Source organism: Streptomyces sp. R21 (assembly GCF_041051975.1).
Lineage (GTDB): Bacteria > Actinomycetota > Actinomycetes > Streptomycetales > Streptomycetaceae > Streptomyces.
Window position 1 is genome coordinate 4,298,292 of record NZ_CP163435.1, and the last position, 24,184, is coordinate 4,322,475.

The 24,184-nt window shown below is 70.5% G+C and carries 19 protein-coding genes and 1 riboswitch; of the genes, 13 read left to right on the forward strand and 6 right to left on the reverse strand.

All coding sequences use genetic code 11. The features are described from left to right. Positions 1 to 96: 96 nt before the first annotated feature. Positions 97 to 1,074: a CHRD domain-containing protein gene (locus AB5J56_RS19175; protein WP_369233951.1), complete on the reverse strand. Its 978-nt coding sequence runs from the start codon at positions 1,072 to 1,074 to the stop codon at positions 97 to 99. Positions 1,075 to 1,227: 153 nt separating this feature from the next. Next, complete coding sequence (locus AB5J56_RS19180) at positions 1,228 to 2,238, reverse strand: polyprenyl synthetase family protein (protein ID WP_369233952.1); 1,011 nt, start codon at positions 2,236 to 2,238, stop codon at positions 1,228 to 1,230. A gap of 248 nt (positions 2,239 to 2,486) precedes the next feature. Here AB5J56_RS19180 and AB5J56_RS19185 point away from each other — a divergent pair, with 248 nt between their 5' ends. The 4 genes from AB5J56_RS19185 (at position 2,487) to AB5J56_RS19200 (ending at position 7,703) form a co-directional block, all read left to right on the forward strand. Next, positions 2,487 to 3,989: a peptide MFS transporter gene (locus tag AB5J56_RS19185; RefSeq protein ID WP_369233953.1), complete on the forward strand. Its 1,503-nt coding sequence runs from the start codon at positions 2,487 to 2,489 to the stop codon at positions 3,987 to 3,989. Positions 3,990 to 4,023: 34 nt separating this feature from the next. After that, positions 4,024 to 6,051: a CocE/NonD family hydrolase gene (locus AB5J56_RS19190; RefSeq protein ID WP_369242646.1), complete on the forward strand. Its 2,028-nt coding sequence runs from the start codon at positions 4,024 to 4,026 to the stop codon at positions 6,049 to 6,051. 85 nt (positions 6,052 to 6,136) lie between these two features. After that, positions 6,137 to 6,490: a hypothetical protein gene (locus AB5J56_RS19195; protein ID WP_369233954.1), complete on the forward strand. Its 354-nt coding sequence runs from the start codon at positions 6,137 to 6,139 to the stop codon at positions 6,488 to 6,490. Positions 6,491 to 6,743: 253 nt separating this feature from the next. Continuing rightward, positions 6,744 to 6,910: riboswitch (cyclic di-AMP (ydaO/yuaA leader) on the forward strand. 4 nt (positions 6,911 to 6,914) lie between these two features. Further along, the gene (locus AB5J56_RS19200) at positions 6,915 to 7,703 is read left to right on the forward strand and encodes a transglycosylase SLT domain-containing protein (protein ID WP_369233955.1); all 789 of its coding nucleotides are present in this window, start codon (positions 6,915 to 6,917) and stop codon (positions 7,701 to 7,703) included. A 19-nt stretch (positions 7,704 to 7,722) separates the two neighbouring features. Here AB5J56_RS19200 and AB5J56_RS19205 read toward each other — a convergent pair whose 3' ends face one another. Continuing rightward, a complete protein-coding gene (locus tag AB5J56_RS19205; RefSeq protein WP_369233956.1) occupies positions 7,723 to 8,565 on the reverse strand; it encodes an HAD family hydrolase in 843 nt (280 codons plus the stop codon). A gap of 240 nt (positions 8,566 to 8,805) precedes the next feature. Between AB5J56_RS19205 and AB5J56_RS19210 the strand changes: the two genes are divergently transcribed. Further along, positions 8,806 to 9,759, forward strand: a complete 954-nt coding sequence (locus tag AB5J56_RS19210) for a hypothetical protein (RefSeq protein WP_369233957.1) — start codon at positions 8,806 to 8,808, stop codon at positions 9,757 to 9,759. 110 nt (positions 9,760 to 9,869) lie between these two features. Here the strand turns inward: AB5J56_RS19210 and AB5J56_RS19215 are convergent, their stop codons facing one another. Next, entirely contained in the window at positions 9,870 to 11,099 is a 1,230-nt protein-coding gene (locus AB5J56_RS19215) for an FAD-dependent oxidoreductase (RefSeq protein ID WP_369233958.1), read from the reverse strand. Between the two features lie 58 nt (positions 11,100 to 11,157). Beyond that, complete coding sequence (locus AB5J56_RS19220; RefSeq protein WP_369233959.1) at positions 11,158 to 12,489, reverse strand: ATP-grasp domain-containing protein; 1,332 nt, start codon at positions 12,487 to 12,489, stop codon at positions 11,158 to 11,160. A 234-nt stretch (positions 12,490 to 12,723) separates the two neighbouring features. Here AB5J56_RS19220 and fahA point away from each other — a divergent pair, with 234 nt between their 5' ends. The 7 genes from fahA to AB5J56_RS19255 all read left to right on the forward strand — a co-directional run bounded on the left by fahA (position 12,724) and on the right by AB5J56_RS19255 (position 21,311). Continuing rightward, positions 12,724 to 13,938, forward strand: a complete 1,215-nt coding sequence (fahA, locus tag AB5J56_RS19225) for a fumarylacetoacetase (RefSeq protein ID WP_369233960.1) — start codon at positions 12,724 to 12,726, stop codon at positions 13,936 to 13,938. A gap of 339 nt (positions 13,939 to 14,277) precedes the next feature. Beyond that, complete coding sequence (locus tag AB5J56_RS19230) at positions 14,278 to 15,057, forward strand: GntR family transcriptional regulator (protein WP_369233961.1); 780 nt, start codon at positions 14,278 to 14,280, stop codon at positions 15,055 to 15,057. An 81-nt stretch (positions 15,058 to 15,138) separates the two neighbouring features. After that, complete coding sequence (locus AB5J56_RS19235; protein WP_369233962.1) at positions 15,139 to 15,366, forward strand: ferredoxin family protein; 228 nt, start codon at positions 15,139 to 15,141, stop codon at positions 15,364 to 15,366. 45 nt (positions 15,367 to 15,411) lie between these two features. Beyond that, positions 15,412 to 16,755, forward strand: coding sequence for an ABC transporter substrate-binding protein (locus AB5J56_RS19240; protein WP_369242648.1), 1,344 nt, complete (start codon positions 15,412 to 15,414; stop codon positions 16,753 to 16,755). Beyond that, positions 16,752 to 17,627: an ABC transporter permease gene (locus tag AB5J56_RS19245; RefSeq protein ID WP_369233963.1), complete on the forward strand. Its 876-nt coding sequence runs from the start codon at positions 16,752 to 16,754 to the stop codon at positions 17,625 to 17,627. Before AB5J56_RS19240 ends, AB5J56_RS19245 begins: the two co-directional genes overlap by 4 nt. After that, a complete protein-coding gene (locus AB5J56_RS19250; RefSeq protein ID WP_369233964.1) occupies positions 17,611 to 18,468 on the forward strand; it encodes an ABC transporter ATP-binding protein in 858 nt (285 codons plus the stop codon). Before AB5J56_RS19245 ends, AB5J56_RS19250 begins: the two co-directional genes overlap by 17 nt. A gap of 56 nt (positions 18,469 to 18,524) precedes the next feature. Beyond that, on the forward strand, positions 18,525 to 21,311 hold the full coding sequence (locus AB5J56_RS19255) for a fumarate reductase/succinate dehydrogenase flavoprotein subunit (RefSeq protein WP_369233965.1): 2,787 nt from the start codon (positions 18,525 to 18,527) through the stop codon (positions 21,309 to 21,311). Between the two features lie 80 nt (positions 21,312 to 21,391). Here the strand turns inward: AB5J56_RS19255 and recQ are convergent, their stop codons facing one another. Beyond that, positions 21,392 to 23,386, reverse strand: a complete 1,995-nt coding sequence (gene recQ / locus AB5J56_RS19260; RefSeq protein ID WP_369233966.1) for a DNA helicase RecQ — start codon at positions 23,384 to 23,386, stop codon at positions 21,392 to 21,394. A 251-nt stretch (positions 23,387 to 23,637) separates the two neighbouring features. Here recQ and AB5J56_RS19265 point away from each other — a divergent pair, with 251 nt between their 5' ends. Beyond that, complete coding sequence (locus AB5J56_RS19265; RefSeq protein WP_369233967.1) at positions 23,638 to 24,138, forward strand: hypothetical protein; 501 nt, start codon at positions 23,638 to 23,640, stop codon at positions 24,136 to 24,138. The last annotated feature ends 46 nt before the right edge of the window (positions 24,139 to 24,184 follow it).

A 24,184-nucleotide genomic window follows, 5' to 3' on the forward strand; every position in this document is an offset into this window, starting at 1 on the left:
GCGTACTGCTGCGGTATGACACGGAGAGGCGGTGCCTCCCCCAACCCGTAGGGGTTCGGGGGGACACCGCCGCCGTATCAGGTCCGTGTCAGCCGGTCAGCGCTGCACGAACACGTAGTCGGCCTGGTAGGGCACGCCCACGATCGTGCCCGGCGAGCAGGACCCGGCCGGCGCCACGCCGCCCACGGTGTTGAGGCGCAGGATCTCCTGCGTATGGGCCAGCAGCCCGTGGTGCTTGCCGGACCGGGTGGCCTTGAGGTCCAGCTCGGCGATGTTCTTGTCGCCGTTGGGGGTCTTGGAGATCAGCGCGCCGGTGACCGCGCTGCCGTCCCGCGCGACCCACTGCGGCGTACCGGAGTTGGGCGCGGTGAACGAGTGTGCGATGCCGCCGCCGAGCCGTGCGCTGACGTCCCGCTGGGCGAACGCGTAGCCGCCGCCCTCGACGGCCTTGCACTCGTAGATCTGCTGCCCCTTGACCACCGACGCCTGGAAGTTGTTCAGGGCGTGGCGGAAGTCGAAGGTGCCGGTGACCTTGTGGAGCTGGCCGCGGACGGCGCCACCCGGGAACTCGGTGGTGTGCAGATTGGCGTAGAACGCACCCGGGTCGTTCTTCAACTGGTCGAGCAGGGCGGCGTCCTCGACCTTCACGGTGCCGGTGACGCTGTGGTGCTTGATGTTGCCGAGCAGCTTGGTGAAGTCGACCTTGACGCCGCCGTTGGTGCCCTTGGCGCCCTGGTGGATATGGAGCATGGTCGGCCTGCCGGTGCCGCGCCAGGTCACGGCGACGGACACCTTGTCGCCCTTGACCTTGATGAACTCCAGCGCCGCGCCGTTCTTGTCGCCGACGGCGGGGCCACCCTGCACGGGCACCTCGTTGGCACCGCGCAGGCTGGTGGCGAGGATGGTGCCACTGCCGCCGAGGACTCCGCTCTGTACGGCGATGGTCCGGTCGCCGTGCCCGGAGTGCCCGGCGCCGTGGCTGCCGCTGTCGGCCACCGCCGGGACGACGGCGGCGGCGACACCGGCCGCGGCGGCGATACCGGCGGCGGTCAGGATCAGGCTCTTACGTCCCATGATTCTGTTTTCTCCCCGTAGCTCAGCCGACGCCCCCTGCGTCAGCTTCTGTGCATGAGTACGGAACCGATCTCAGCTTGGACTCAATCCAAGAGTGTGACGTGGGTCACGACAGGGCCGGCCATGGCGGATTCGGCCCTTCGGCGAACCGAACTACCCCGCCCGATGCACCACGGCGTCGCACAGCTCGATCAGCGAGGCCTTCGCATCACACTCCGGCAGCGGCGCCAGCGCGGCCCGCGCCTCCTCCGCGTACCGCACGGTGTCCAGGCGCGCCTGGTCCAGCGCGGGGTGGACCCGCAGCCGGGAGAGCGCCTCGGCGTGCCGGGCGTCGTCCGTCAGGTCGGAGTCCAGCAGCTCGCACAGCGCGATGTCCTCGGCCAGCCCCAGCCTCTCCATGCGCTCGCGCAGCCGCAGCACCGGCAGCGTGGGAATGCCCTCGCGCAGGTCGGTGCCCGGCGTCTTGCCGGACTCGTGCGAGTCGGAGGCGATGTCCAGCACGTCGTCCGCGAGCTGGAAGGCGACGCCGAGCCGCTCGCCGTACTGCGTGAGCACGTCCACGACCGTCTCGTCGGCGCCCGACATCATCGCGCCGAACCGGCAGGCCACGGCGACCAGCGAACCGGTCTTACCGCCGAGAACGTCGAGGTAGTGGTCGACCGGGTCGCGTCCGTCGCGCGGCCCCGCGGTCTCCAGGATCTGCCCGGTGACCAGCCGCTCGAACGCCTCGGCCTGGATGCGGACGGCCTCGGGACCGAGGTCGGCCAGGATGTAGGAGGCGCGCGCGAAGAGGAAGTCACCCGTGAGGACGGCGACCGAGTTGCCCCAGCGCTGGTTGGCGCTCTGCACCCCGCGCCGTACGTCCGCCTCGTCCATCACGTCGTCGTGGTACAGCGTGGCGAGATGGGTCAGCTCGACGACCACGGCCGAGGGCACGACACCCGGCGCGTAGGGATCACCGAACTGCGCGGCGAGCATCACGAGAAGCGGACGGAACCGCTTCCCGCCCGCGCGCACGAGATGCTGGGCGGCTTCCGTGATGAAGGGGACCTCGCTCTTGGTGGCTTCGAGCAAACCCTCCTCGACAGCCGCCAATCCGGCCTGGACATCGGCTTCGAGAGCCTGGTCCCGCACGCTCAGCCCGAACGGCCCGACGACGGTCACGTGAGGTACTCCTGTCTGCTGACGATCACACGGCGAACTCGGTCGATTGGCGAACTCGGTCGATCATTCGGTCGATGACACGGTTTGTCGATGTGTCGCTGCCATCACTCAAGTCAGCGTATCCGGTCACGTTTCGATCACCACGAGCGCCCGCCCTTCCAGGCCGGGCGGTATCGGATCACGGGCGGTATGTTCCCCATCAGGTGATACGACCGGATATTCGTCGACTTACCTGAAAGCAGGCCCGCGTGTCCCGAAGCGCCGTCGAAACCGAGCCCGAGAGCCCCCCGCCGGCGGGCGACGACCACGCCTTCTTCGGCCAGCCCAGGGGCCTGCTGACGCTCTCGGGCCTGGAGGTCTGGGAGCGCTTCTCGTTCCTCGGGATGCAGGCGATCCTGGTCCTCTTCTTCGCGGACACCGTCGCCCACGGCGGCATGGGCATGGCCGCGGGCACCGCCGCGTCGGTCTCGGCGGCGTACGGAACGCTCGTCTACCTGGTGTCCGTCGCCGGCGGCTGGCTCGCCGACCGCATGCTCGGCTCGTACCGCGCGGTCCTGTGGGGCGGCATCCTGATCGCCTGCGGCCACTACTCCATGGCGGTGCCGACGGCCGCCATGACCTGGACGGGCCTCGGCCTGATCAGCGCGGGAACCGGCCTGCTCAAGCCCAATGTCGCCACCATGGTCGGCAAGCTCTACCGCACGGACGACGACCGCCGCGACGCCGGTTTCGCGCTCTACTACATGGCGATCAACATCGGCGCGTTCGCGGGCCCGCTGATCACCGGCTGGCTCGGCGACCACAAGGGCTGGCACTGGGGATTCTCGGCGGCCGCGATCGGCATGACGTTCGGCCTGATCCAGTACGTCACGGGCCGACGTCACCTGGCCGGGCGCACCCACGCGGCCCAGTTCGCACTCCCCCCGGGCGCGATGCGCCGCGCGGTGCGCCGCATCGTCCTCGGGCTGCTCGCCGCGGCCGTCCTCGCGGTGCTCCTGGCGGCCGGCGGGTGGCTGACCATGGGCCGTTTCGTCGACCTGCTCACCCTCGTCTCGGTGATCGCCCCGGTGGTCTACTTCGCGGTCATGTTCCGCAGCGACCGGGTGAGCGCCGAGGAGCGGGGCCGGCTGCGGCCGTACGTCGTCCTCTTCCTCGCCTCGACCGTCTTCAACTTCATCCTCTTCCAGGCGTACTCGACGATGATGCTGCTCGCCGCGTCGAACGCCGAGACGACGATCCTCGGCTTCGACTTCCCGGCGAGCTGGTACGCCTCCGCGCTCGGCGCCTTCGAGGTCGGTCTCGCGCCCTTCGTGGCCGCGCTCTGGGTCCGGATGGGCCACCGCCAGCCGCACGCCTCCAACAAGATCGCGATCGGCGTGATCCTCGGCGGCCTCTCCTTCCTCCTGATGGTCCTGCCGACCAGCGGCCACCCGAGCGACGACTACCTGATGTCGGCCTGGTGGATCGTCGGCTCCTACCTGCTGCTGGGCCTCGGCGACATCCTGCTGGAGACCTCGGGCATGTCCGCGACCACCAAGCTCGCCCCGGTCGCCTTCTCCAGCCAGACCATGTCCCTCTGGTTCCTGTCCCTGGCCCTCGCCAACGGCATCCAGGCCCAGACCGTGAAGCTCTACGACGACGTCTCCAAGCCGGCGTACTTCGGCGTCAACGGCGCGATCGCCGTGGCCGCCGGCCTGGCCGTGATCGCCCTCGCGCCCTGGCTGCGCCGCACGATGCACCCCGTCCACTGAGGCAGCTCTCATGAGTTCCACTGAGGTGACCGTCATGAGCCCGCGCATCCGTACGTCCTTCCCCTACGAGACGGCGCACGACGACGTCCGCATCCCGCTGTCGGACGGCACACGGCTGTACGCCCGCGTCTGGCGCCCGCTGACCGACGAGCCCGTCCCGGCGCTCCTCGAATACCTCCCGTACCGCCTCACGGACTGGACGGCTCCCCGCGACTGGCAGCGTCATCCCTGGTACGCCGGTCACGGGTACGCATCCGTGCGCGTGGACGTGCGCGGGCACGGCAACTCGGAGGGCCTGCCGACCGACGAGTACTCCCCGACCGAGCTGGCCGACGGGGTGGAGGTGATCGACTGGCTGGCGGCGCAGCCCTGGTGCGACGGCCGGGTCGGCATGTTCGGCATCTCCTGGGGCGGCTTCAACTCCCTCCAGCTCGCGGCCCTCGCGCCCGAGCCGCTCAAGGCGGTCGTCACGGTCTGCTCCACGGACGACCGCTATGACAACGACGTGCACTACATGGGAGGTTCCGTCCTCGCCGTCGACATGCACGCGTGGGCGGCCACCATGCTCGCCTTCGTCGCCCGCCCGCCGGACCCCGCGTACGCCGGTGAGCTGATGTGGCGCGAGCTGTGGCTGAAACGGCTGGAGGCGGTGGACCCGTACCTCCACACCTGGCTCGAACACCAGACCAGGGACGCGTACTGGCGGCACGGGAGCGTCTGCGAGGACTACGGCGCGATCCAGGCGGCCGTCCTCGCGGTGGGCGGCTGGCACGACCCGTACCGCGACACCGTGCTGCGCCTGATCGAGAACCTGCCGCCGGACCGCGTACGCGGCCTGATCGGCCCCTGGTCGCACCAGTACCCGGACCGCGGCCTGCCGCCCGGACCGGCGATCGGCTTCCTCCAGGAGACGCTGCGCTGGTGGGACCACTGGCTCCGCGGCACCGACACGGGGGTCATGGCGGAACCGCTGCTGCGCTCGTACGTCAGCGACTCGCACCCTCCGGCGACGGTCTACGACGTACTGCCCGGCCGCTGGGTGGGCGACGACACCTGGCCCTCGCGCTCCGTCACCCCCCTCTCGTACACGCTCCAGGGCGCCCCGGTCCTCGTGCGCTCCCCCCAGCACACCGGCCTGGACGCGGGCCGCTTCTTCCCCTTCGGCAACGACGCGGACCTGCCGCCGGACCAGCGGGAGGAGGACGCCCGGTCGGCGTGCTTCGAGTTCGAGGTGCCGGAGGAGACCTGGGTGCTCGGGCGGCCACGCGTGCGGCTGCGGCTCACCTCCGGCGCTCCCCTGGGCCGGGGCCAGGTGGTGGCGCGGTTGTGCGACGTGTCGCCGGACGGCGCGTCGACCCTCGTCACCCGGGGCGTCCTCAACTTCTCGGCCCGGCACGGCCGCGACCGGGCGATTCCGTGGACGCCGGGCACCACGGAGGAGGTCACCTTCGAACTGAACGGCATCGGCCACGCGTTCCCGCCCGGCCACCGCATCCGGCTCGCGGTCTCCTCCGCGTACTGGCCCTGGATCTGGCCGCAGCCGGGCTCCGAGGCTGGGTTCACGCTGGACCCGGCGGGGAGCGCGCTCGAACTGCCCGTACGCGTACGGGAGTCGGCGCCTTCTTCGGAGGAATCGAAGCCGATCACCTTTGACGAACCGGAGCAGTCCGAGCCGCTCGGTGTCGTGTTCCCGGCCACCCTGGACGAGCCCCGTCCGGAACGCCTGGTCATCCGCGACGTCGCAAAGGGCGAATGGCGCCTGGAGGTCGACCCCCGCTACGGCGGCACCCGCGTCTACCCCGACGGCCTCGAATTCACCGAGGACGCCGTGGAGACGTACACGATCAACGAGTCCGACCCCCTGTCCGCCCGCACCCACTCGACCTGGTCGATCCGCCTGCACCGCCCCGAACTGGGCTGGGACGCACGGGTGGAGACCCGCTCCGACATCACCTGCGACGCCGAGAACTTCCTCACCTCGAACGAGGTGATCTGCAAGGACGGGGACGAGGTGGTGTTCCACCGGACGTGGGAGAGGACAATTCCGCGTACGGCGGGCTGACGCGCCGGGGCCGACGAGCCGGACGGAACGCGCGCGCAGGGGATTTGGGGGCTCGAGAGCAATGCCCAGGACTGGGGAATTCCTGATGCGCCTCGACGAGGGGATGCTCGCGTACTTCCGTGAGATGGCCGACGAGATGGTCACGCGGTTCGGGATCTCACGGGCGGAGGCCGTGGCGAGGATCAACAAGGCTTACAGGGGGCGGGAGTTCGAGCCGTATCCCGATCTGATGTGCCACGAGCTTCCCGAGTACTGGGGGTACGGGCTCTACTTCAAGCCCAACGCCGGGCGGCTGCCCGACGACGACCCGGACACGGACCTCTCCGTGTGGGAGGTACGGCCGGCTCCGCCCAGGGACTCCGGCGTCTGGACGATCGAGGGGTCCGGGACGGTCGAGGGGTCGAAGACGGTCGAGGGGTCCAAGCCGGTCGAACCGTAATGCCCAAGTTATGCACCTTGCTCCGCCTTGTTCATGCTTGATCGCGTGAATTGAGTCACGTTCGGACGAGTGCACCTTCCGCATCACTCGGTGACTTCCCCTTCGCGGAAGGCAAGTTGAGAATCACATTCCGAGCCAATCGGACAATTTCTCCCTTCATCTCTGCAGGTGAAATCGGGTTCGCCGCGATATCGGACCTTGTTCCCGACATGTGCTCTCGCATACGTTCGCGTCAATCCGAGCGGACCGCCGAATCCTGCCACCGCCCGGAACCCCACCCACGCACGGCAGGAGCGGGGGACCCAGGTAAGCCGCCGATCCGGACTCCGGAACGGCTCGGGGTGAAGTCGCGCCGACTCCGCGACCGGGCACCTCCCGCCCGAACCCGACAGCTCACCTCGCAGGCGGCGGAGAGGAACGCGTCATGGCCGCACGAGGCAAGCACCGCCGTCCGAAGACCAGCCCCCTCACCCGTGGCTTCGTCGCCGCGGGAACGAGTGGAGCCGCACTCGCACTCCCGATCGTGGGAGCGACCGGCGCCCACGCGGCCGAGCCGACGCAGGCCACGCAGGCCACGCAGGCAGCACAAGCCGCGAAGGCCGCGCAGGCCGATCTCCCGCAGATCCAGCTCGTCACGTACAAGGTCCACACGGGCGACACCCTGTCCGGGATCGCTCACGACCACTCCAAGGACGGCAGCTGGCAGGCCCTCTACAAGGCCAACCGTGCGGTCATCGGCGACGACCCGACCCTGATCCACCCGGGCCTCACGTTGACGGTGGGCACGAGGACGACCGGGACGACGGCAAAGACCGGAACGACGGGAACAACGGGAACGACTGGGACGACCGCCAAATCGTTCACGGCTACCCCCGCCTCCGCCACCACGTACACCAACGACCTCGACGGCTGGATCAAGCAGTCGCTGGACATCATGGCAAAGTCCGGCATACCGGGCACCTATGACGGTATCTACCGCAACGCCATGCGTGAGTCGTCGGGCAACCCCCTGGCCACCAACAACTGGGACTCGAACGCCGCGGCCGGCACCCCGTCCAAGGGCCTCCTCCAGGTGATCGACCCCACCTTCAGCGCCTACCACGTGCCCGGCACCTCGATGGACCCCTACGACCCGGTCGCCAACATCACGGCGGCGTGCAACTACGCCGCCGCGATGTACGGGTCGATCGACAACGTCAACGGGGCCTACTGAGCAACAGGTCTGACGCGACCTACCGCGGCAGCGGGGCACCCTGCCGGGCCGGTGGCCCGGAGAACAGTCGCTCGAGGACGACCGCGATCCCGTCGTCCTCGTTCGAGAGCGTCACCTCGTCGGCCACGGCCTTGAGTTCGGGGTGTGCGTTGGCCATCGCGACGCCGCGGGCGGCCCAGTCGAACATCGGGATGTCGTTGGGCATGTCGCCGAAGGCGATCGTGGCGGAGGCCTCCAGACCCAGGTGCGCGGCGGCCAGCGCAAGGCCCGTCGCCTTGGTCACGCCACATGGCTGAAGTTCGACGGTGCCGGGGCCCGACATGGTGACCGTCGCCAGCGAACCGACCACCGTGCGGGCCGCCGACGCCAACTCGTCGTCGGACAGGGTCGGATGGCGCAGCAGCACCTTGCTGATGGGTTCCGTCCAGAGGTCGTCGCGCCGGTGCACGCGCACGGCGGGGAGCGTGGGGTGCGGCATCAGATACCCGGGCTCGATGAGCGTCAGCCCGTCCACGCCGTCCTGGTCCACCGCCGCGTAGAGCAGGCCGACCTCCGCCTCGATCTTGCCGAGTGCCGTTTCCGCCAACTCCCTGTCCAGGGTGACCGACCAGAGCAGTTCGTCCGCCCCGGCGTCGTACAGCTGAGCCCCCTGCCCGCACACCGCGAGACCCGTGCTGCCGAGATCCTCCAGCAGCGGTCGCACTCTGGGCGCCGGGCGTCCCGTCACCACCAGATGCTGTGCGCCCGCCCCGGCCACCCGCGCCAGCACGGCCCGTGACCGGTCGGAGAGAGTGTCGTCGCCGCGGAGCAGCGTTCCGTCCAGGTCAGTGGCGATAAGTGAATATGCAGTCGGAGCGGCCATGATCCGAAGAATACGGATCGAACGACACATCGGCCCTGCGTGAACCGGACGACGTCCGGTATCTCGTGCGCCCCGCGCCTCGCCGTACCGATCCGGTTCCGCTTCCCGATACCGATCCGGTTCCGCTTCGCCGGGCCGGTACCGCACCGCCGTGCCGGGAGCAGGATGATGACGCGACACCGGCTCGAACGCCTGTGGGAAGTCGGGAAGTTGACCCATCGGGAAATTCAGGAGAGAGACATGAGCCTCTTCGAAGCGCATCTGCGCAGGACCGCCGTGGGAATCCTGGAGCGGTTCCCCGAAGAGCTGAGGCCGGAGATCTACGTCCTCTCCTTCCGCATCTGGCGGACCGACGACGACTGCCGCCGCCCCTATGTGGCCATCGGCTACAACACCGAGAGCCAGTACGAACGCGAGACCCAGCCGGAGGACCCGGGCGAGGCCCGCTGGAACTACGCCTACTGGCTCCTGGAGGGCTTCGAGACACTCGGGAACGTGCCCGAGGACTCGGAGGGCAGCCGCCTCTACGTCGAGGAGGTGAAGCAACTCGGGCTCTGGTACGAGGGATACGACGGCGAGTTCGAGCTGCCCGACGACCTCCCCGAGGCCGAGCAGAAGGAGATCGACGGCAAGGACGACCTCCTCGGCCTGCACTTCTCCGGCGCCTGCATCTCCCTCGCCCGGCATCTGCACTCCGCGGGCCACATCGAGCGGATCCTCGGCCGCCCCCTTCCGATCGTCGTCTTCGACATGTACGCCCCCGGCTGGGAGTTGGCCGCCACCGAGGCCGCCAACCCACCCGGGTCGATCGCCGACTTCCTGGCCTGGCAGCACGCCGCGACCTATGAAAGCGCCCCGCGGACCGAGGAGTTCCTCCTGCGCCTCGACACCGACTGGCTCGACTACTTCCGCGAGATGGCCGACGTCCTCGTGGAGCGCTTCGGGATCTCCCGGGCGGAGGCCGTCGCCCGCATCAACGAGCGGTACGCCGCCGAGGAGCTCCAGCCCATGGGCGAGGACCTCCTGGGCCACGAACTCCCCGAATACTGGGCCCACGGCCTCTACTTCAGACCCGACGCCCAAGGCCGCCTCCCCTCCGGCGACGAGAACGCCGACGGCGACCTCACCCAGTGGAACGTCCGCCCGGCTCCACCGCGGGACTCGGGGGCCTGGACGCTGGAGGATGGGGAGTGACACGGGGCCGCGGGACAACCACCTGGGCGGCGTGACGGCCAACGGCGCGGCGGCCGGACGCCACGCCCCCGAGCCGTCGACGGCCGCCGTCAACGGCTCGTCCGCTCCCCTCAGCCGTGCGCTGCCGCCAGGTGTTTCGCCAGCCGCGGTGACGCGAACTCCGTACCGCACACGAACCGCATGACCGGGCCGTACGAAGCCGCCGCCGGCAATCCCGTGAAGTACAGCCCCGGTACGGAGGATCGATAGCCCGCGCCGAGCTTCGGCGTGCCCCTGCTCACGGCCAGCTGGGTACGCAGTTCGTGTCCGAGGAAGTCCATCGCCGCGATGCCCACGCGGTAGCCGGTCGCGGCTATGACGTGGTCGGCGGAGAGCTCCTCGGTACGGCCGCCGAGCGTCTGGACGGTGAGCACCGGATGCGCGTCCTGGGCCTCCGCACGGACGATCCGCGCGACCTCGCGGACGCCGACCTTGCCCTCGAAGCGGTCACGCAACCACCAGGCACCGAGCGGACCCAGGACCCGGCGGACCAGGTAGTGGCGGGCCTCCGCGGGCAGATGCCGGTACGGCTGCGGGTAGTAGCTCAGCGCCCACAGGGACCAGGCGCGACCGAACGGCGACTCGGGACGCAGCTTCGGCTGCTCCCAAGGGGGCGCGCCGAAGGCGACCCTGCCCCGGCCCCGTGAGACGACCCGCACCTGCGCGCCCGCCTCCGCGGCCAGGGCCGCCGTCTCCAGCGCGGACTGCCCCGCGCCGACGACCACGAGCTCCTTGCCCGCGAACCGGCTCAGGTCGTGGTGCTGGGAGCTGTGGGAGACAGGGCCCGTGGGGGTGGGGCCGTCGGCCGCCGCGCCCCTGAGCTCGACGGGAAGATGCGCGAGCCCGGACAGCCCGGTGGCCACCACGACCGCCCGGGCCGTGAACAACTCCCCCGAGTCCAGCTTGATTTCGAAGCCGCCGCCACTCCGGCCCCCCTGGCCCCCTGGCCCGCTCTTGCGGTCCACGGAGACGACCCGCACCCGCTCCAGCTCGGGCACGAGCTTCTGCTGGAACCACTCCCCGTACCCGATGAACGTCTCGACGGGAATGATGTCCTCGTCCGTGACGAGCCGCGGTATGCCCGCCGCGTCGCAGTAGTCGACGAGATTGTGGCCGCGTTGCGGCGCGTCGATGCTGGATGCGGCCGGAGTCGATTTCAGCAGCATCCCCTCGGGCATGTGGTCACGCCAACTGACCATCGGCTCACCGAAGACGCGCACAGGAATGCCACGCGCCCGCAAATGGGCTGCGGTGGACAGGCCGAACGGCCCGGCACCGATGACTGCTACCGGATGAATCACGAAGTCCCTCCCCAGGACACCACTTCGCCACTTCGCGGTCGTGCGTTCCCTCTCGCCCTTACTGGTCGCCCTTGCCGACGCCACCGGGCCTCGTGCTGGTCGTCGTACTGGTCGTCGTACTGGTCGTGATGCTGCCGCGACGATTGGTCCGCCACAGTTGATACAGATGCTTCGCGCCGGGCCGCACGAAGCGCGCCAGCATGGTGAAGAACGGCCGCAGGTCGTCACCCGCGAGCCACGCCAGCTCCGTACCGCTCGCGCGAGCGGGCGCGTGCGGCGTCGTGTACCCACTGCGCCGGTAGGCGAGCAGGGCCGGCAGGTCGATGTTCTCCACCACGTAGCGGTGACCGGCCCGCTGTTCCCCCTCGGGAACGGCGCGCCCGGTCAGATCGAGATGCATGGCACGGACGACGTCGATCCCCGACTCGTTCTCGAAGAGCCGGAACTGCGCGCCCATCCGCGGATTGAAGTCAAGGAGCTTGTACTGCCCGTCGCGCCGGTCGAAGCGCAGGTCGAGGTCGATGATTCCGCTGAAGCCGATCTGCTTGATAAAACGCGCCGCGAGGTCCGCGAGTTCCGGATTGTCGACGACGTATGCATTTGCGGTCATTCCCGCGTGCGGCGGCCAGGAACGCACCTTCACACCGGTGAACATCGCGAGCGGCGTCGAGTCCGCGTCGAAGTACGCGTGCACGATCCAGTCCTCGGCGTCCTCCCTCGGCAGGTACTCCTGGAGGATCACACCCGGATGCTCGCCCCAGTCACGGGCGAGCGTGAGCAGCCCCTCGCGCGTCGCGATCCTCGTCGTCCCGTTCACCGCGGGCTGTTTCCGGCGGACGAAGGCCTCACGGTTCTTGGCGACGAGCGGAAAGCGGGCCGTCCTGGCGAAGCGCACGATGTCGTCGTACGACTGCGGGAAGGCGGCCGCCGGGCTGGGTATGCCGTGCTCCACGCACAGCTCGTGCAGGCCCTGCTTGCTGGCGAGACGGCGCGGCAGCTTGGCGTCCACCTTCGGGAACAGGAACCGGTCGCCGAGCACGTCCTGGTGCTCGGCGATCAGGACGGCCGCCTCCTCGTCCGTCGGCACGAGGACCGTCGGGCGTCCGATGCGCCGCCCGATCCGCAGCAGCCCCTCCACGAGCCGCTCCGGCGCCTCCGTCCCCGTCGTCGGCCAGACGAAGGCGCGCCGCAGATAGCGCGAGACCGCGGCCGGCGTGTAGCGGTCCTCGGTGATTGCATACATCGGTATGCCCAGGCGACCCAGGCTTCGGATGGCGCCCACGCCGCCGTGATGCAGCGGATAGTCGCCGAACTTCACGATCAGGCCCGGAACGTCCCGGTCTGCGTCAACCGGAACGCCACCGGCGCTCCTGGCCACGGGTCCCCCCACGTGTCCCCCCTACGGACCGGACCCACCCCGTCCGTGTCCCCCAAAGGACGCTAAGCCGGAATTGAGGCCTCCGACAAGACCTAATCGGACATTGCGAACTCTTTAGGCACGCGCGGTACAACCACCGGTCCCCCAGGGGGCCCTGCCGCAGCGCCGTCACTCCCACGTAACGTGTGGCGCGACCACACGGAACGCATGGCACACATGGCGAGCACGAAAGCGAGGCAGCACCCGATGCCCCCCTTCGATGTCCCCGAGGGCGATCCCTTCGGTCCGCACAACCTTCCGTACGGCGTCTTCTCCCGTACCGGCTCCACGGACCGCACCGTCGGCGTCCGGCTCGGCGACCACGTCCTCGACGCGGGCGCGGCAGCCGCCGAACTCGGCTCCCCGTACGTGTCACTGCTCGCGCAGCCGACGCTCAACCCGCTTCTGGCGGCGGGCCGCACGGCCTGGTCGGACGTCCGCCGTGCCCTCACGGCCTGGGTGACGGTCCCCTCCCACCGGGAGGCCATCGCGCCCCTCCTGCATCCCCTCTCCGAGGTGACCCTGCACCTCCCCTTCGAGGTCGCGGACTACGTCGACTTCTATGCCTCGGAGAACCACGCCCGGAACGTCGGCCAGATCTTCCGCCCGGACGCCCCCGACTCCCTCACCCCCAACTGGAAGCACCTGCCCATCGGCTATCACGGCCGGTCCGGCACGGTGGTGGTCTCGGGAACCGACGTGGTGCGTCCGTCGGGCCAGCGCAAGGCCCCCACGGATCCGGCCCCCTCCTTCGGCCCGTCCATCCGGCTCGACATCGAGGCGGAGGTCGGCTTCGTCGTCGGCACCCCCACCGCCATGGGCACCTCCGTCCCGCTCTCCTCCTTCCGCGACCACGTCTTCGGCCTCTGCCTCCTCAACGACTGGTCGGCCCGCGACATCCAGGCCTGGGAGTACGTCCCCCTCGGCCCCTTCCTCGGCAAGTCCTTCGCCACCTCCGTCTCGGCCTGGATCACCCCCCTGGACGCCCTGGAGGACGCCCAGGTCGCACCCCCGGAGCGCACCCACCCCCTCCTCCCCTACCTGGACGACACCTCCGAGGAACCCACCGGCTACGACCTCCGCATCTCCGTCTCCATCAACGGCCACACGGTCTCCGAGCCCCCGTTCTCCACCATGTACTGGACGGCCGCCCAGCAGCTGACCCACATGACGGTCAACGGCGCCTCCCTCCGCACCGGCGACCTCTACGGCTCGGGCACGGTCAGCGGCCCCACCGAGGCCGAACGCGGCTCCCTCCTGGAACTCACCTGGAACGGCCGCGACTCCCTCGAACTCCCCACCGGCAAGCGCACGTTCCTGGAGGACGACGACGAGGTGACCCTCACAGCCTGGGCCCCCGGCCCGAACGGCACCCGAGTCGCCCTGGGCGAGGTATCGGGCAGGATCACACCGGCCCCCTGACACGAACCGCCCACCCGGTGGCCCCCCTGGCCGGCAGCCACGTACGCACGCAAGGGGCCGTGCCGGTACATCAAATGCCCTCATCCGAACGGATCAAGAAGAAACAGCACCCCTGTAGCCCACAGCCGATCCGTACGGATGCGGGCGGATGTACCGGCGCGGCCCCGACCCACCACGCACCCGCAGGCGCCCCCGCGTAAGGCGTCCCCGCCGGACCCGGTGGAAGATCTCCCACAAGGTAGGAGAAACCCGCAGGTCAACCCGTCACCGGCCGCCTCCCCAGGTGGCGCAACACTCCAGCAACACCACACCCCCCACCCCCTCGGTATGGTCCGTCGCATGTCCACCGACCGCATCCGAGACCACGCCGGCCAGGGCGCGACCACCGTCGCCGCTCACCGGCGACGGCTGCGCGCGGACCGGGCCAGACAACTCGCCGACCTCCTCCGCCACCAGATCCTGACCGGCGGCTTCCCGGACGGCACGCTCCCGCACGAGGCCGCCATCGGCGACGACTACCGCGCCTCGCGCAACACCGTCCGCCAGGCCCTCGACCTCCTGCGCGCGGAGGGCCTCGTCGAACGGCTCCCCGGCGTCGGCACGGTCGTCGTCGCCCGCAAGTACCCGCACGGACTCGACCGGCTGATGGGACTCGCGGAGACCCTGCGCGAACACGGCCAGGTCAGCAACGAGGTCCGCACGGTCGGCCCCGTCGCCGCACCCGCTCCCGTCGCCGAACGCCTGTGTGTCCAGCCCGGCGCCGACGTCCTCTACATCGAACGCCTCCGCCGCCTCGACGGCCTCCCTCTCTCCCTCGACCTCACCTACATCCCGCTCGACATCGGCATGGCCCTGCTCGGCGCGGACCTGGAGAACACCGACGTCTTCCGCCTCCTGGAAACCATCGCGGGCCAGCCGCTGGGGCACGCCGAGATCACCCTGGAGGCCGTGAACGCGGACGCGCACTCCGCCGCCGTACTGCAGGCCCCGCGCGGTGCGGCCGTCCTGATGCTGGAACGCCTCACGCACCTCGCCGACGGCCGCCCCGTGGACCTGGAGTTCATCCGCTTCCGAGGCGACCGCATCACGATGAGCGGCCTGCTGCACCGCACGCTCTGATCCCCCCGAAACAGCCGTCCCCGCAGCACATCCCTCACCAGCAGCACATCCCTTTCCCGCAGCACATCCCTGGAGACAGCCATGCCCTTGGCGCCCCAGCGGGCCGACGTGCCCGTGACCATCGACGAGTCGAAATGCATCGACGGCTGCAGGCTCTGTGTGGACATGTGCCCGCTGGACTCCCTCGCCATCGACGAGAGCAACGGCAAGGCGTACATGCACGTCGACGAGTGCTGGTACTGCGGCCCGTGCGCGGCCCGCTGCCCCACCGGGGCGGTCACGGTCAACATGCCCTATCTGCTCCGGTGAGAGGCCCGAACTCCCGTGATCCCAACTCCCATGCCCCGAACTCCCGTGAAGCACAAGGCGATCGCACTCGCCGCAGCCGCACTCCTCCTCCCGCTGACCGGCTGCGGCGGTGACGCGGAGGCCGGCAGCGGCTCCACGGTCACCATCACCGTCGGCTACCAGTCCAAGACCATCAACACCGTCACGGCGGGCACCCTGCTCCGCTCCCTCGGCTCCTTCGAGAAGGAGCTGAACGCCCTCGGCGACGGCACCACCTACAAGGTGGACTGGCAGGACTACGCGACCGGCGCCCCCATCACCGCCCAGATGACCGCCGGGAAGATCGACATCGGTTCGATGGGTGACTTCCCGCTCCTCATCAACGCGGCCCGCGGCAAACAGCTCGGCCGCCCCACCCACCTGGTCTCGGTCACCGGCTACAACCTCCGCGGCGGCCTCAACACCATCGTCACCGCCCCCGGTTCGAAGCTCACCTCGCTCAAGGATCTGCGCGGCAGGAAGGTGTCGACGAGCGTCGGCTCCGCAGCCGACGGCACGCTCGTACGAGCCCTGCAGCGCGCCGGGATCGACCCGGACAAGGGCATCCAGAAGCTCAACCAGCAGCCCGCTGTGGGCGCTTCGGCCCTGGCGGCGGGCAGCACCGACGCACTCTCCCAGTTCGTCGCCTGGCCGGGCCTGCTCGCCTACCAGGGCAAGGCGAAAGCCCTGTACGACGGTGCCGAACTGAACCTGCCGACCTTCCACGGCGTCACCGCCCGCGAGGACTTCGCGAAGAAGCGCCCGGCCGTACTGGAGGCCTTCCTCAAGGCCCAGTCGGTCGCGACGGCCTACCTCCACGACCACCCGGTGGCCGCCGCGGAGAAGGTCGCGAAGGCCACCGGCCTGCCCGCCGAGGTCGTCTACCTCTACAACGGCGCGCACGGCATCTCCACCTTCGACCCAGCTCTCAAGCCCCAGTTGGTCTCCGCCCTGAAAAAGGACGTGTCCGTCCTGAAGTCGGCGAAGCTCGTCGGCGATGTCGACGTGGACGCCTTCGTCGAAGACCGGTACGTCAAGAAGGCCCTCGGCGCCACGTACGACCAGCAGCTCACCGAGCCCCCCGCACCGGCCGCGAGCGAGGTGTGGCCGAAGGGCGCCACCCAGACGCGCACCTTCAACTCCCCCTCCTCTCTTCTCCGTTACGTGTCCGCGCATCGCGACACCGTCCGCGCCGCGTACGTCCCCGACGCCACCACCGGCACCCTCTGGTTCGCCGACAAGGCGGTGTGGGTGGCCGACGGCGACGCCCTGCTGCCGTTCGTCACGGCGGAGACCGCCCGCGCATACATCACCGGCCACGAGGGCGCGCGCGTCCTCTCGTACGCCGACGCACTGGAGCGGGCGTCATGACCCGGTATGCCGGAGCGGCCCGGCACACGGTGCGGGCCGCCTCGCTGGCCGGGTTCCTTGGCGGCTGGCAGCTGCTGACCAGCCTGAACGTCGATCTCTGGTTGCGCTTCTCGCAGTTCCCGACCGTCGCGGACGTGGCCCGCACCTTCGCCGGCCGACTCTCCGGCGACGACTACTGGACGGACCTCACCGACAGCCTCACCCGCATCCTCACCGGCTTCCTGCTGGCCGCCGCCCTCGGAGTGGCGACCGGCGTGGCGGTGGCGCGCTCCCGTCTCGCCGAAGACGTGCTCGGCCCGCCGCTGGAGGTGCTCCGCCCGATCCCGGCCATCGCCCTGGTCCCCGTCGCGATCCTGCTCTTCCCCAGCAACGAACAGGGCATCGTCTTCATCACCTGCACCGCCGCCTTCTTCCCGGTCCTGGTCTCCACCCGGCACGCGGTGCGCGCACTCTCCCCCGTCTGGGAGGAGGCGGTGCGCACCATGGGAGGCGGCCGGTGGCGGGTGCTCGCCTCGGTGGTCCTGCCCGGCGCCCTCCCCGGAATCTTCGGTGGCCTCTCGGTCGGCATCGGGGTCTCGTGGATCTGCGTCATCTCCGCCGAGATGATCTCCGGTCAGTACGGCGTCGGCTACCGCACCTGGCAGGACTACACCGTCGTCGACTACCCCGGTGTCTTCGTCGGCATGGTCACCATCGGCGTCCTCGGCTGGGTCACCTCCACGGCGGTCGAACAGGTGGGCCGGTGGCTCACCCGCTGGCTGCCGCGCACGGAGTACGTCGCCGGAGCGCGCGGCCGCAAGGGCTCCGCCCCGGCCCCGCCCACCCCGAAGGCCCCTCGCAGCAAGGGAGTTCGCGATGAGCACCTCGTCTGAGACCTCCGAGTCCGAGACCACGGAGTCCAGGACCACGGAGTCCAGGACCACCGAGGGCTCCGGGACCTCCGCGCCCGAAGCGACCGTGACCAAGACGCCCGACCCGGTCCGCGGCACCCGCCTCGCCCTCGTGAACGCGACGCTCGGCCGTCCCACCGCCCCGGTCCTGGAAGGCGTCGATCTCGCCGTCGCGCCCGGCGAGATCCTCACCGTCGTAGGCCCGTCGGGCTGCGGAAAGTCGACCCTCCTGCGCACTCTCGCCGGGCTCCTGCCCCCGCTCGCCGGAACGATCGCCCAGGACGACCGCCTCCTGGTGGGCCCCGGCGCCGACCGGGCGCTGGTCTTCCAGGAGGACGCCCTCCTGCCCTGGCGCACCCTGCGCGCCAACGTCGAACTCCCCCTGGCCATCAAGGGGCTCCCCCGCGCCGAACGCCGTGGGCAGGCCGAGGACTGGCTCGCCCGGGTCGGACTCGCCGGCCGCGGAGGCCAGTTGCCGCACCGCGTCTCCGGCGGACAGCGCCAGCGCGTCCAACTCGCCCGCGCCCTGGCCGGACAGCCCCGCGCCGTCCTCATGGACGAACCCTTCGGCGCCCTCGACGCCCAGACCCGCGCCGGCATGCAGGACCTGCTCGTCGAAGTACTGCACGGCACCGGCGCGACCGTCGTCTTCGTGACCCACGACGTGGACGAGGCCCTGTTCCTGGGCGACCGGGTGGCCCTGCTCGGCACCGGCCGCGTGCTGGGCGTCCGCGACATCCCGCACCCACGCGAGCGCGCCGCCCACGACGACCCGGCAAGGCGCTCCCTGCGGCGCGAGGTCCTCACATCCCTCAGCAGCTGACCCGGACTCAGCCCCCTTACTCGAAGTACTCGAAAGGCACCCTCGTGGACACCCCCGTGGCCCCCTCCGCAGACGCTCCCCCGGAGATTCTGCAGATCCCCGCCCTCGCGGACGCCGAGGAGCTCACCTGCGACGTTCTCGTCATCGGCGGCGGCACGGCCGGCACCATGGCCGCCCTCACCGCCGCCGAGCACGGGGCGAACGTCCTCCTCCTGGAGAAGGCCCACGTGCGCCACTCCGGCGCCCTCGCCATGGGCATGGACGGCGTCAACAACGCCGTCATCCCCGGCCGCGCCGAGCCCGACGACTACGTCGCCGAGATCACCCGCGCCAACGACGGCATCGTCGACCAGTCCACCGTCCGCCAGACCGCGACCCGCGGCTTCGCGATGGTGGAGCGTCTGGAGTCGTACGGCGTGAAGTTCGAGAAGGACGAGCACGGCGAGTACGCGGTCCGCCAGGTGCACCGCTCCGGCTCCTACGTGTTGCCGATGCCCGAGGGCAAGGATGTGAAGAAGGTCCTCTACCGGCAGCTGCGGCGACGCGAGATGCGCGAGCGGATCCGCATCGAGAACCGCGTGATGCCGGTGCGGGTGCTCACCGGCGCCGACGGCCGGGCGATCGGCGCGGCGGGCTTCAACACCCGTACGGGAACCTTCGTCACCGTCCGCGCCGGGGCCGTGATCCTCGCAACGGGCGCCTGCGGCCGCCTCGGTCTGCCCGCCTCCGGCTACCTCTACGGCACCTACGAGAACCCGACCAACGCCGGTGACGGCTACGCCATGGCCTACCACGCGGGCGCCGAACTCACCGGCATCGAGTGCTTCCAGATCAACCCGCTGATCAAGGACTACAACGGCCCCGCCTGCGCCTACGTCGCCAACCCGTTCGGCGGCTACCAGGTCAACCGGCACGGCGAACGCTTCGTCGACTCCGACTACTGGTCGGGCCAGATGATGGCGGAGTTCGCCGCTGAAGTCGCCTCCGACCGCGGTCCCGTCTACCTGAAGCTCAGTCATCTCCCCGAGGAGTCGGTCAGCGCCCTCGAATCCATCCTGCACTCCACGGAACGCCCGACCCGCGGCACCTTCCACGCCGGCCGGGGCCACGACTACCGCACCCACGACATCGAGATGCACATCTCCGAGATCGGCCTGTGCGGCGGCCATTCCGCGTCCGGCGTCCGCGTCGACGACCACGCGCGCACGACCGTGCCGCGGCTGTACGCCGCCGGGGACCTGGCCTGCGTCCCCCACAACTACATGATCGGCGCCTTCGTCTTCGGCGACCTCGCGGGAGCCGACGCGTCCCAGTACACGCCGTACGAGGGCGAGTTGCCGCAGGACCAGCTGCGCGACGCGCACGATCTGGTCTACCGCCCGTTGCGCAACCCGGACGGGCCCCCGCAGCCCCAGGTCGAGTACAAACTCCGCCGCTTCGTGAACGACTACGTGGCCCCGCCGAAATCCGGCGCGCGCCTCTCCCTCGCCCTGGAGGCGTTCGAGCGGATGCGCGCGGACGTCGCCGAGATGGGCGCCCGCACCGCGCACGAGCTGATGCGGTGCGCGGAGGTCTCCTTCATTCGCGACTGCGCGGAGATGGCCGCGCGCGCCTCCCTCGCCCGCACCGAGTCCCGCTGGGGCCTCTACCACGACCGCCTGGACCACCCGGCCCGCGACGACGCCTCCTGGTTCCACCACCTCGACCTGCACAAGTCCCCCTCCGGCTCGATGGAGTTCACGGCCCGACCCGTAGCTCCGTATCTCGTCCCGATCCCCGACTTCACCCCGACCGGCGGCCCCTCCCGGCACCTCGGCGAGGTCCACCCGGAGCAGGTGGCCACGGCCGGGGCCCGCGAGGTGGCGCCAGTGACCTCACAACCGACGGCGACCCCCACCCCGGGCGCCGGCGCCCTCTCCGTCTCCGATCGCTCAGGCGAGGGCGAAGACCGGGGCGAACCCGGTTCCCCCCGCCTCCTCGAACTCCTCGCCCTAGCCGAGGAGGAACCCGAACTCACCGCACTGCGCCCCTACTTGGACGACCCCTCCCCCGCAGTCCGACGCGCGGCGGTCGCCGTCCTCACCGAGACCGTGCCGCCCGGCACCGGTCCCGCCCTCTCCTTTGCCCTCCGAGACGCACACGCGGGCGTACGCGCCGCCGCGGCGGCCTCCCTGCGGGAACTCGTCGAGACGCTCCCGCCCGGCCCCGAACTCCGTGACGGCCTCGCCGCCGCCCTCACCGAGGACGACCCCGTCGTACGAGCCGCCGCACTGGACGTCCTGCGTGCCCTGCGCCTGGGCGACGCGGAGCTGTTCGTGACCGTCCTCGCCGACCCGGACACCGCCGTCCGCATCGAGGCCGTGCGCGCCCTCGTCTCCGTCGACGCCACCGAGCCCCTGACCCGCGCTGCGGCCGACTCCTCCCGCGAGGTCCGCGTCACCGTGGCCAAGGCGCTGGCCCACGTGGCCCCGAACGGGCTCGTCGAGGGCACCCTCGACCAGCTCACTGGCGACCCCGACGCCCTGGTGCGCGCGGCGGCCTTCGAGGCGCTGGCAGCCACGGGATGCCCGGCTCCGCTGGCCGCCCGTGCTGTCGCCGCCCAGACCGACCCCGCCTGGCAGGTGCGGTCCGGCGCCGCGACCGCGTTGTCCGCGGCCCCGGCCGGCCTCGCCGTACCCACCCTGGCCAAGGCCGTCGGCGACCCGAACGCAGACGTCCGCAAGGCCGCGGTGCTCGCGCTGATACGGCACTCCGACACCGACGAGGACGCCCGCGCGGCCCTCGCCACGGCCACAACCGATTCCGACGCCGACGTCAGGGCCTACGCGTCACGAGCCTTGTGAGGGTCGCAGGACCTGCGACCGTCACGGGCTCCCTGTGGCTCTGACCGTCACAGAGGTCGGCCCCCCCCTATTCCGGCCCTCTATATCCAGTCCTCGGGCTCCGGCTCCATTTCCATCTCGGGCCAGTCCGGGCCCGGGTCCGGTGCCTCGCCCGGTGCCGGGTCGGGCACGGGACTCGGCGTCTCAGGGACCCCGCCCAGGGAGCCAAGAACCGCCAGCACGCCCTCCCCGTATGTGGCGAGCTTCTTCTCACCCACGCCGCTGATCCCACCCAGCTCCGCCACCGACTTCGGCCACACCGTGGCAATCTCCCGCAACGTGGCGTCATGGAAGATGACGTACGCCGGAACGCCCTGCTCCTTGGCCTGTTCGGCACGCCAGGAACGCAGCGCCTCGAAGGCGGGCACCAGTTCCTCGGGCAGCTCGACCGCGGCAGCCTTGGCCTTGCGCTCCCCCCGGGAGGACGACGAGCGGGCGGTGGGCGGCTTGGGCGCCTCCTTGCGCAACGGCACCTCCCGCTCGCGCCGCAGCACCGTCCCACTGGCATCGGTCAGCACCAGCGTCCCGTAGTCGCCCTCGACCGCGAGCAGCCCCTGAGCCAGCAACTGCCGGACGACACCCCGCCATTCGGACTCGGCCAACTCCTCGCCGATGCCGAACACGGACAGCTGGTCATGGTCGAACTGGATCACCTTGGCGGTGCGCCGCCCCAGCAGGATGTCGACGATCTGGACCGCACCGAACTTCTGCCCCCGCTCCCGCTGCAATCGCACCACCGTGGACAGCAGCTTCTGCGCCGCGACGGTGCCGTCCCAGGTCTCGGGCGGCGTGAGACACGTGTCGCAGTTGCCGCAGGCGGGGGTGCGGGGGTCCTGGCCGAAGTAGGCCAGGAGCTGACCCCGCCGGCACTCGGCCGTCTCGCACAGCGCCAGCATCGAGTCCAGATGGGCGGCGGCCCGACGTCGGAACGCCTCGTCGCCCTCGCTGCCCTGGATCAGCTTCCGCTGCTGGACCACGTCCTGCAGGCCATAGGCCATCCAGGCCGTGGACGGCAGTCCGTCGCGGCCCGCGCGACCCGTCTCCTGGTAGTAGCCCTCGACCGACTTCGGCAGGTCGAGGTGGGCGACGAACCGGACGTCCGGCTTGTCGATACCCATCCCGAAGGCGATGGTCGCGCAGACCACCAGCCCCTCCTCACGCAGGAAGCGCGACTGGTGCCTGGCGCGCGTACCCGCGTCCAGGCCCGCGTGGTACGGCACCGCCTCGATGCCGTTGCGGGAGAGGAACTCGGCGGTCTTCTCCACCGAGTTGCGCGAGAGGCAGTACACGATGCCCGCGTCGCCCTCGTGCTCCTCTCGCAGGAAGGACAGCAGCTGCTTCTTGGGGTCGGCCTTCGGGACTATCCGGTACTGGATGTTCGGCCGGTCGAAGCTCGCCTCGAAGTGGCGCGCCGTCGGCATGCCCAGGCGCTGGGTGATCTCCTGGTGCGTCGCCCGCGTGGCCGTGGCCGTCAGCGCGATCCGCGGGACGTCCGGCCAGCGCTCGCCGAGCAGGGAGAGCGCCAGATAGTCGGGGCGGAAGTCGTGGCCCCACTGGGACACGCAGTGCGCCTCGTCGATGGCGAAGAGGGAGATCTTGGCACGTGACAGCAGGTCGAGGGTCGTGTCCAGGCGCAGCCGCTCCGGGGCGAGGTAGAGCAGGTCGAGCTCTCCCGCCAGGAACTCCGCCTCCACCGTGCGCCGCTCGTCGAAGTCCTGCGTGGAGTTCATGAACCCGGCGCGCACGCCCAGCGCCCGCAGCGCGTCCACCTGGTCCTGCATGAGCGCGATGAGGGGCGAGACGACGATTCCCGTACCGGGTCTGACCAGGGACGGAATCTGGTAGCACAGCGACTTGCCGCCACCCGTCGGCATCAGGACGACGGCGTCACCGCCCGCCACGACGTGCTCGATGATCGCTTCCTGCTCGCCGCGGAAGGCGTCGTACCCGAAGACCCGGTGGAGCGTGGCCAGCGCCTCGCTGTCACCCAGAGTCCCCGTAGCGCCCGCTTCGGTCATCACACCCGTCCCACCCATCGCCCGTCCCCCGTCCGTCGTGCTTCTCCCACGACAGCCACCATAGGCCTCCGCGCCGACAGTCCCAGAGTTATCCACAGGCTGCGCGGATCCGGTGGCCCGCCCGCTCGGCCCGCCGTCAGTCCGTCGGGCCATCCGGATGGCAGGCCTGCGGCATTCCGGACATGCTGCTCGAGCGGGACGGGGGAGGGCCCGCCGCCGGATGGGCGTCCTCCCGGGCGTCTCCCCTTCATTCCAAGGAGTCCCGCCGCATGTCCGCACGTCCCCTGAAGGCCTTCTTCGCTCTGGCGGCGGCAGCGTCGCTGGCCCTGGCCGCCGCTCCCGCCCGGGCCGCGACCGACCCGGACCCCAGTGTCTGGACCGACCTGTCCAAGACGTACGACGCTACCTCCGCGTACGCCTACGAGCCGTTCGGCGTCGCCGACCGATACGTCCGCACCGACGACTGTGTCGCCAACCCGCCGGAGGGCGGCATGGGCTACCACTACGTCAAGAAGAAGAACATCGGCTCGCTCGACCCCGCCGCACCGGCGGCCCTGCTCTACGAGGACAGGGGCGACGGCAAGCGCCGGCTCGTCGCGGTGGAGTGGGTGGTCGCGGACACGGGCCAGGCCACGCCGAAGCTGTTCGGCCAGACCTTCCAGAAGAACGAGCTGCCCGGTCACTTCACCCTGCACGCCTGGCTCTACAAGCCCAACCCCCGGGGCCTGTTCCACTCCTGGAACCCCAGGGTCACCTGCCCGGCCCCCTGACCCCACGAGCGCATGCGTCGGGCCCCGGCTCCCTGAGGAGACCGGG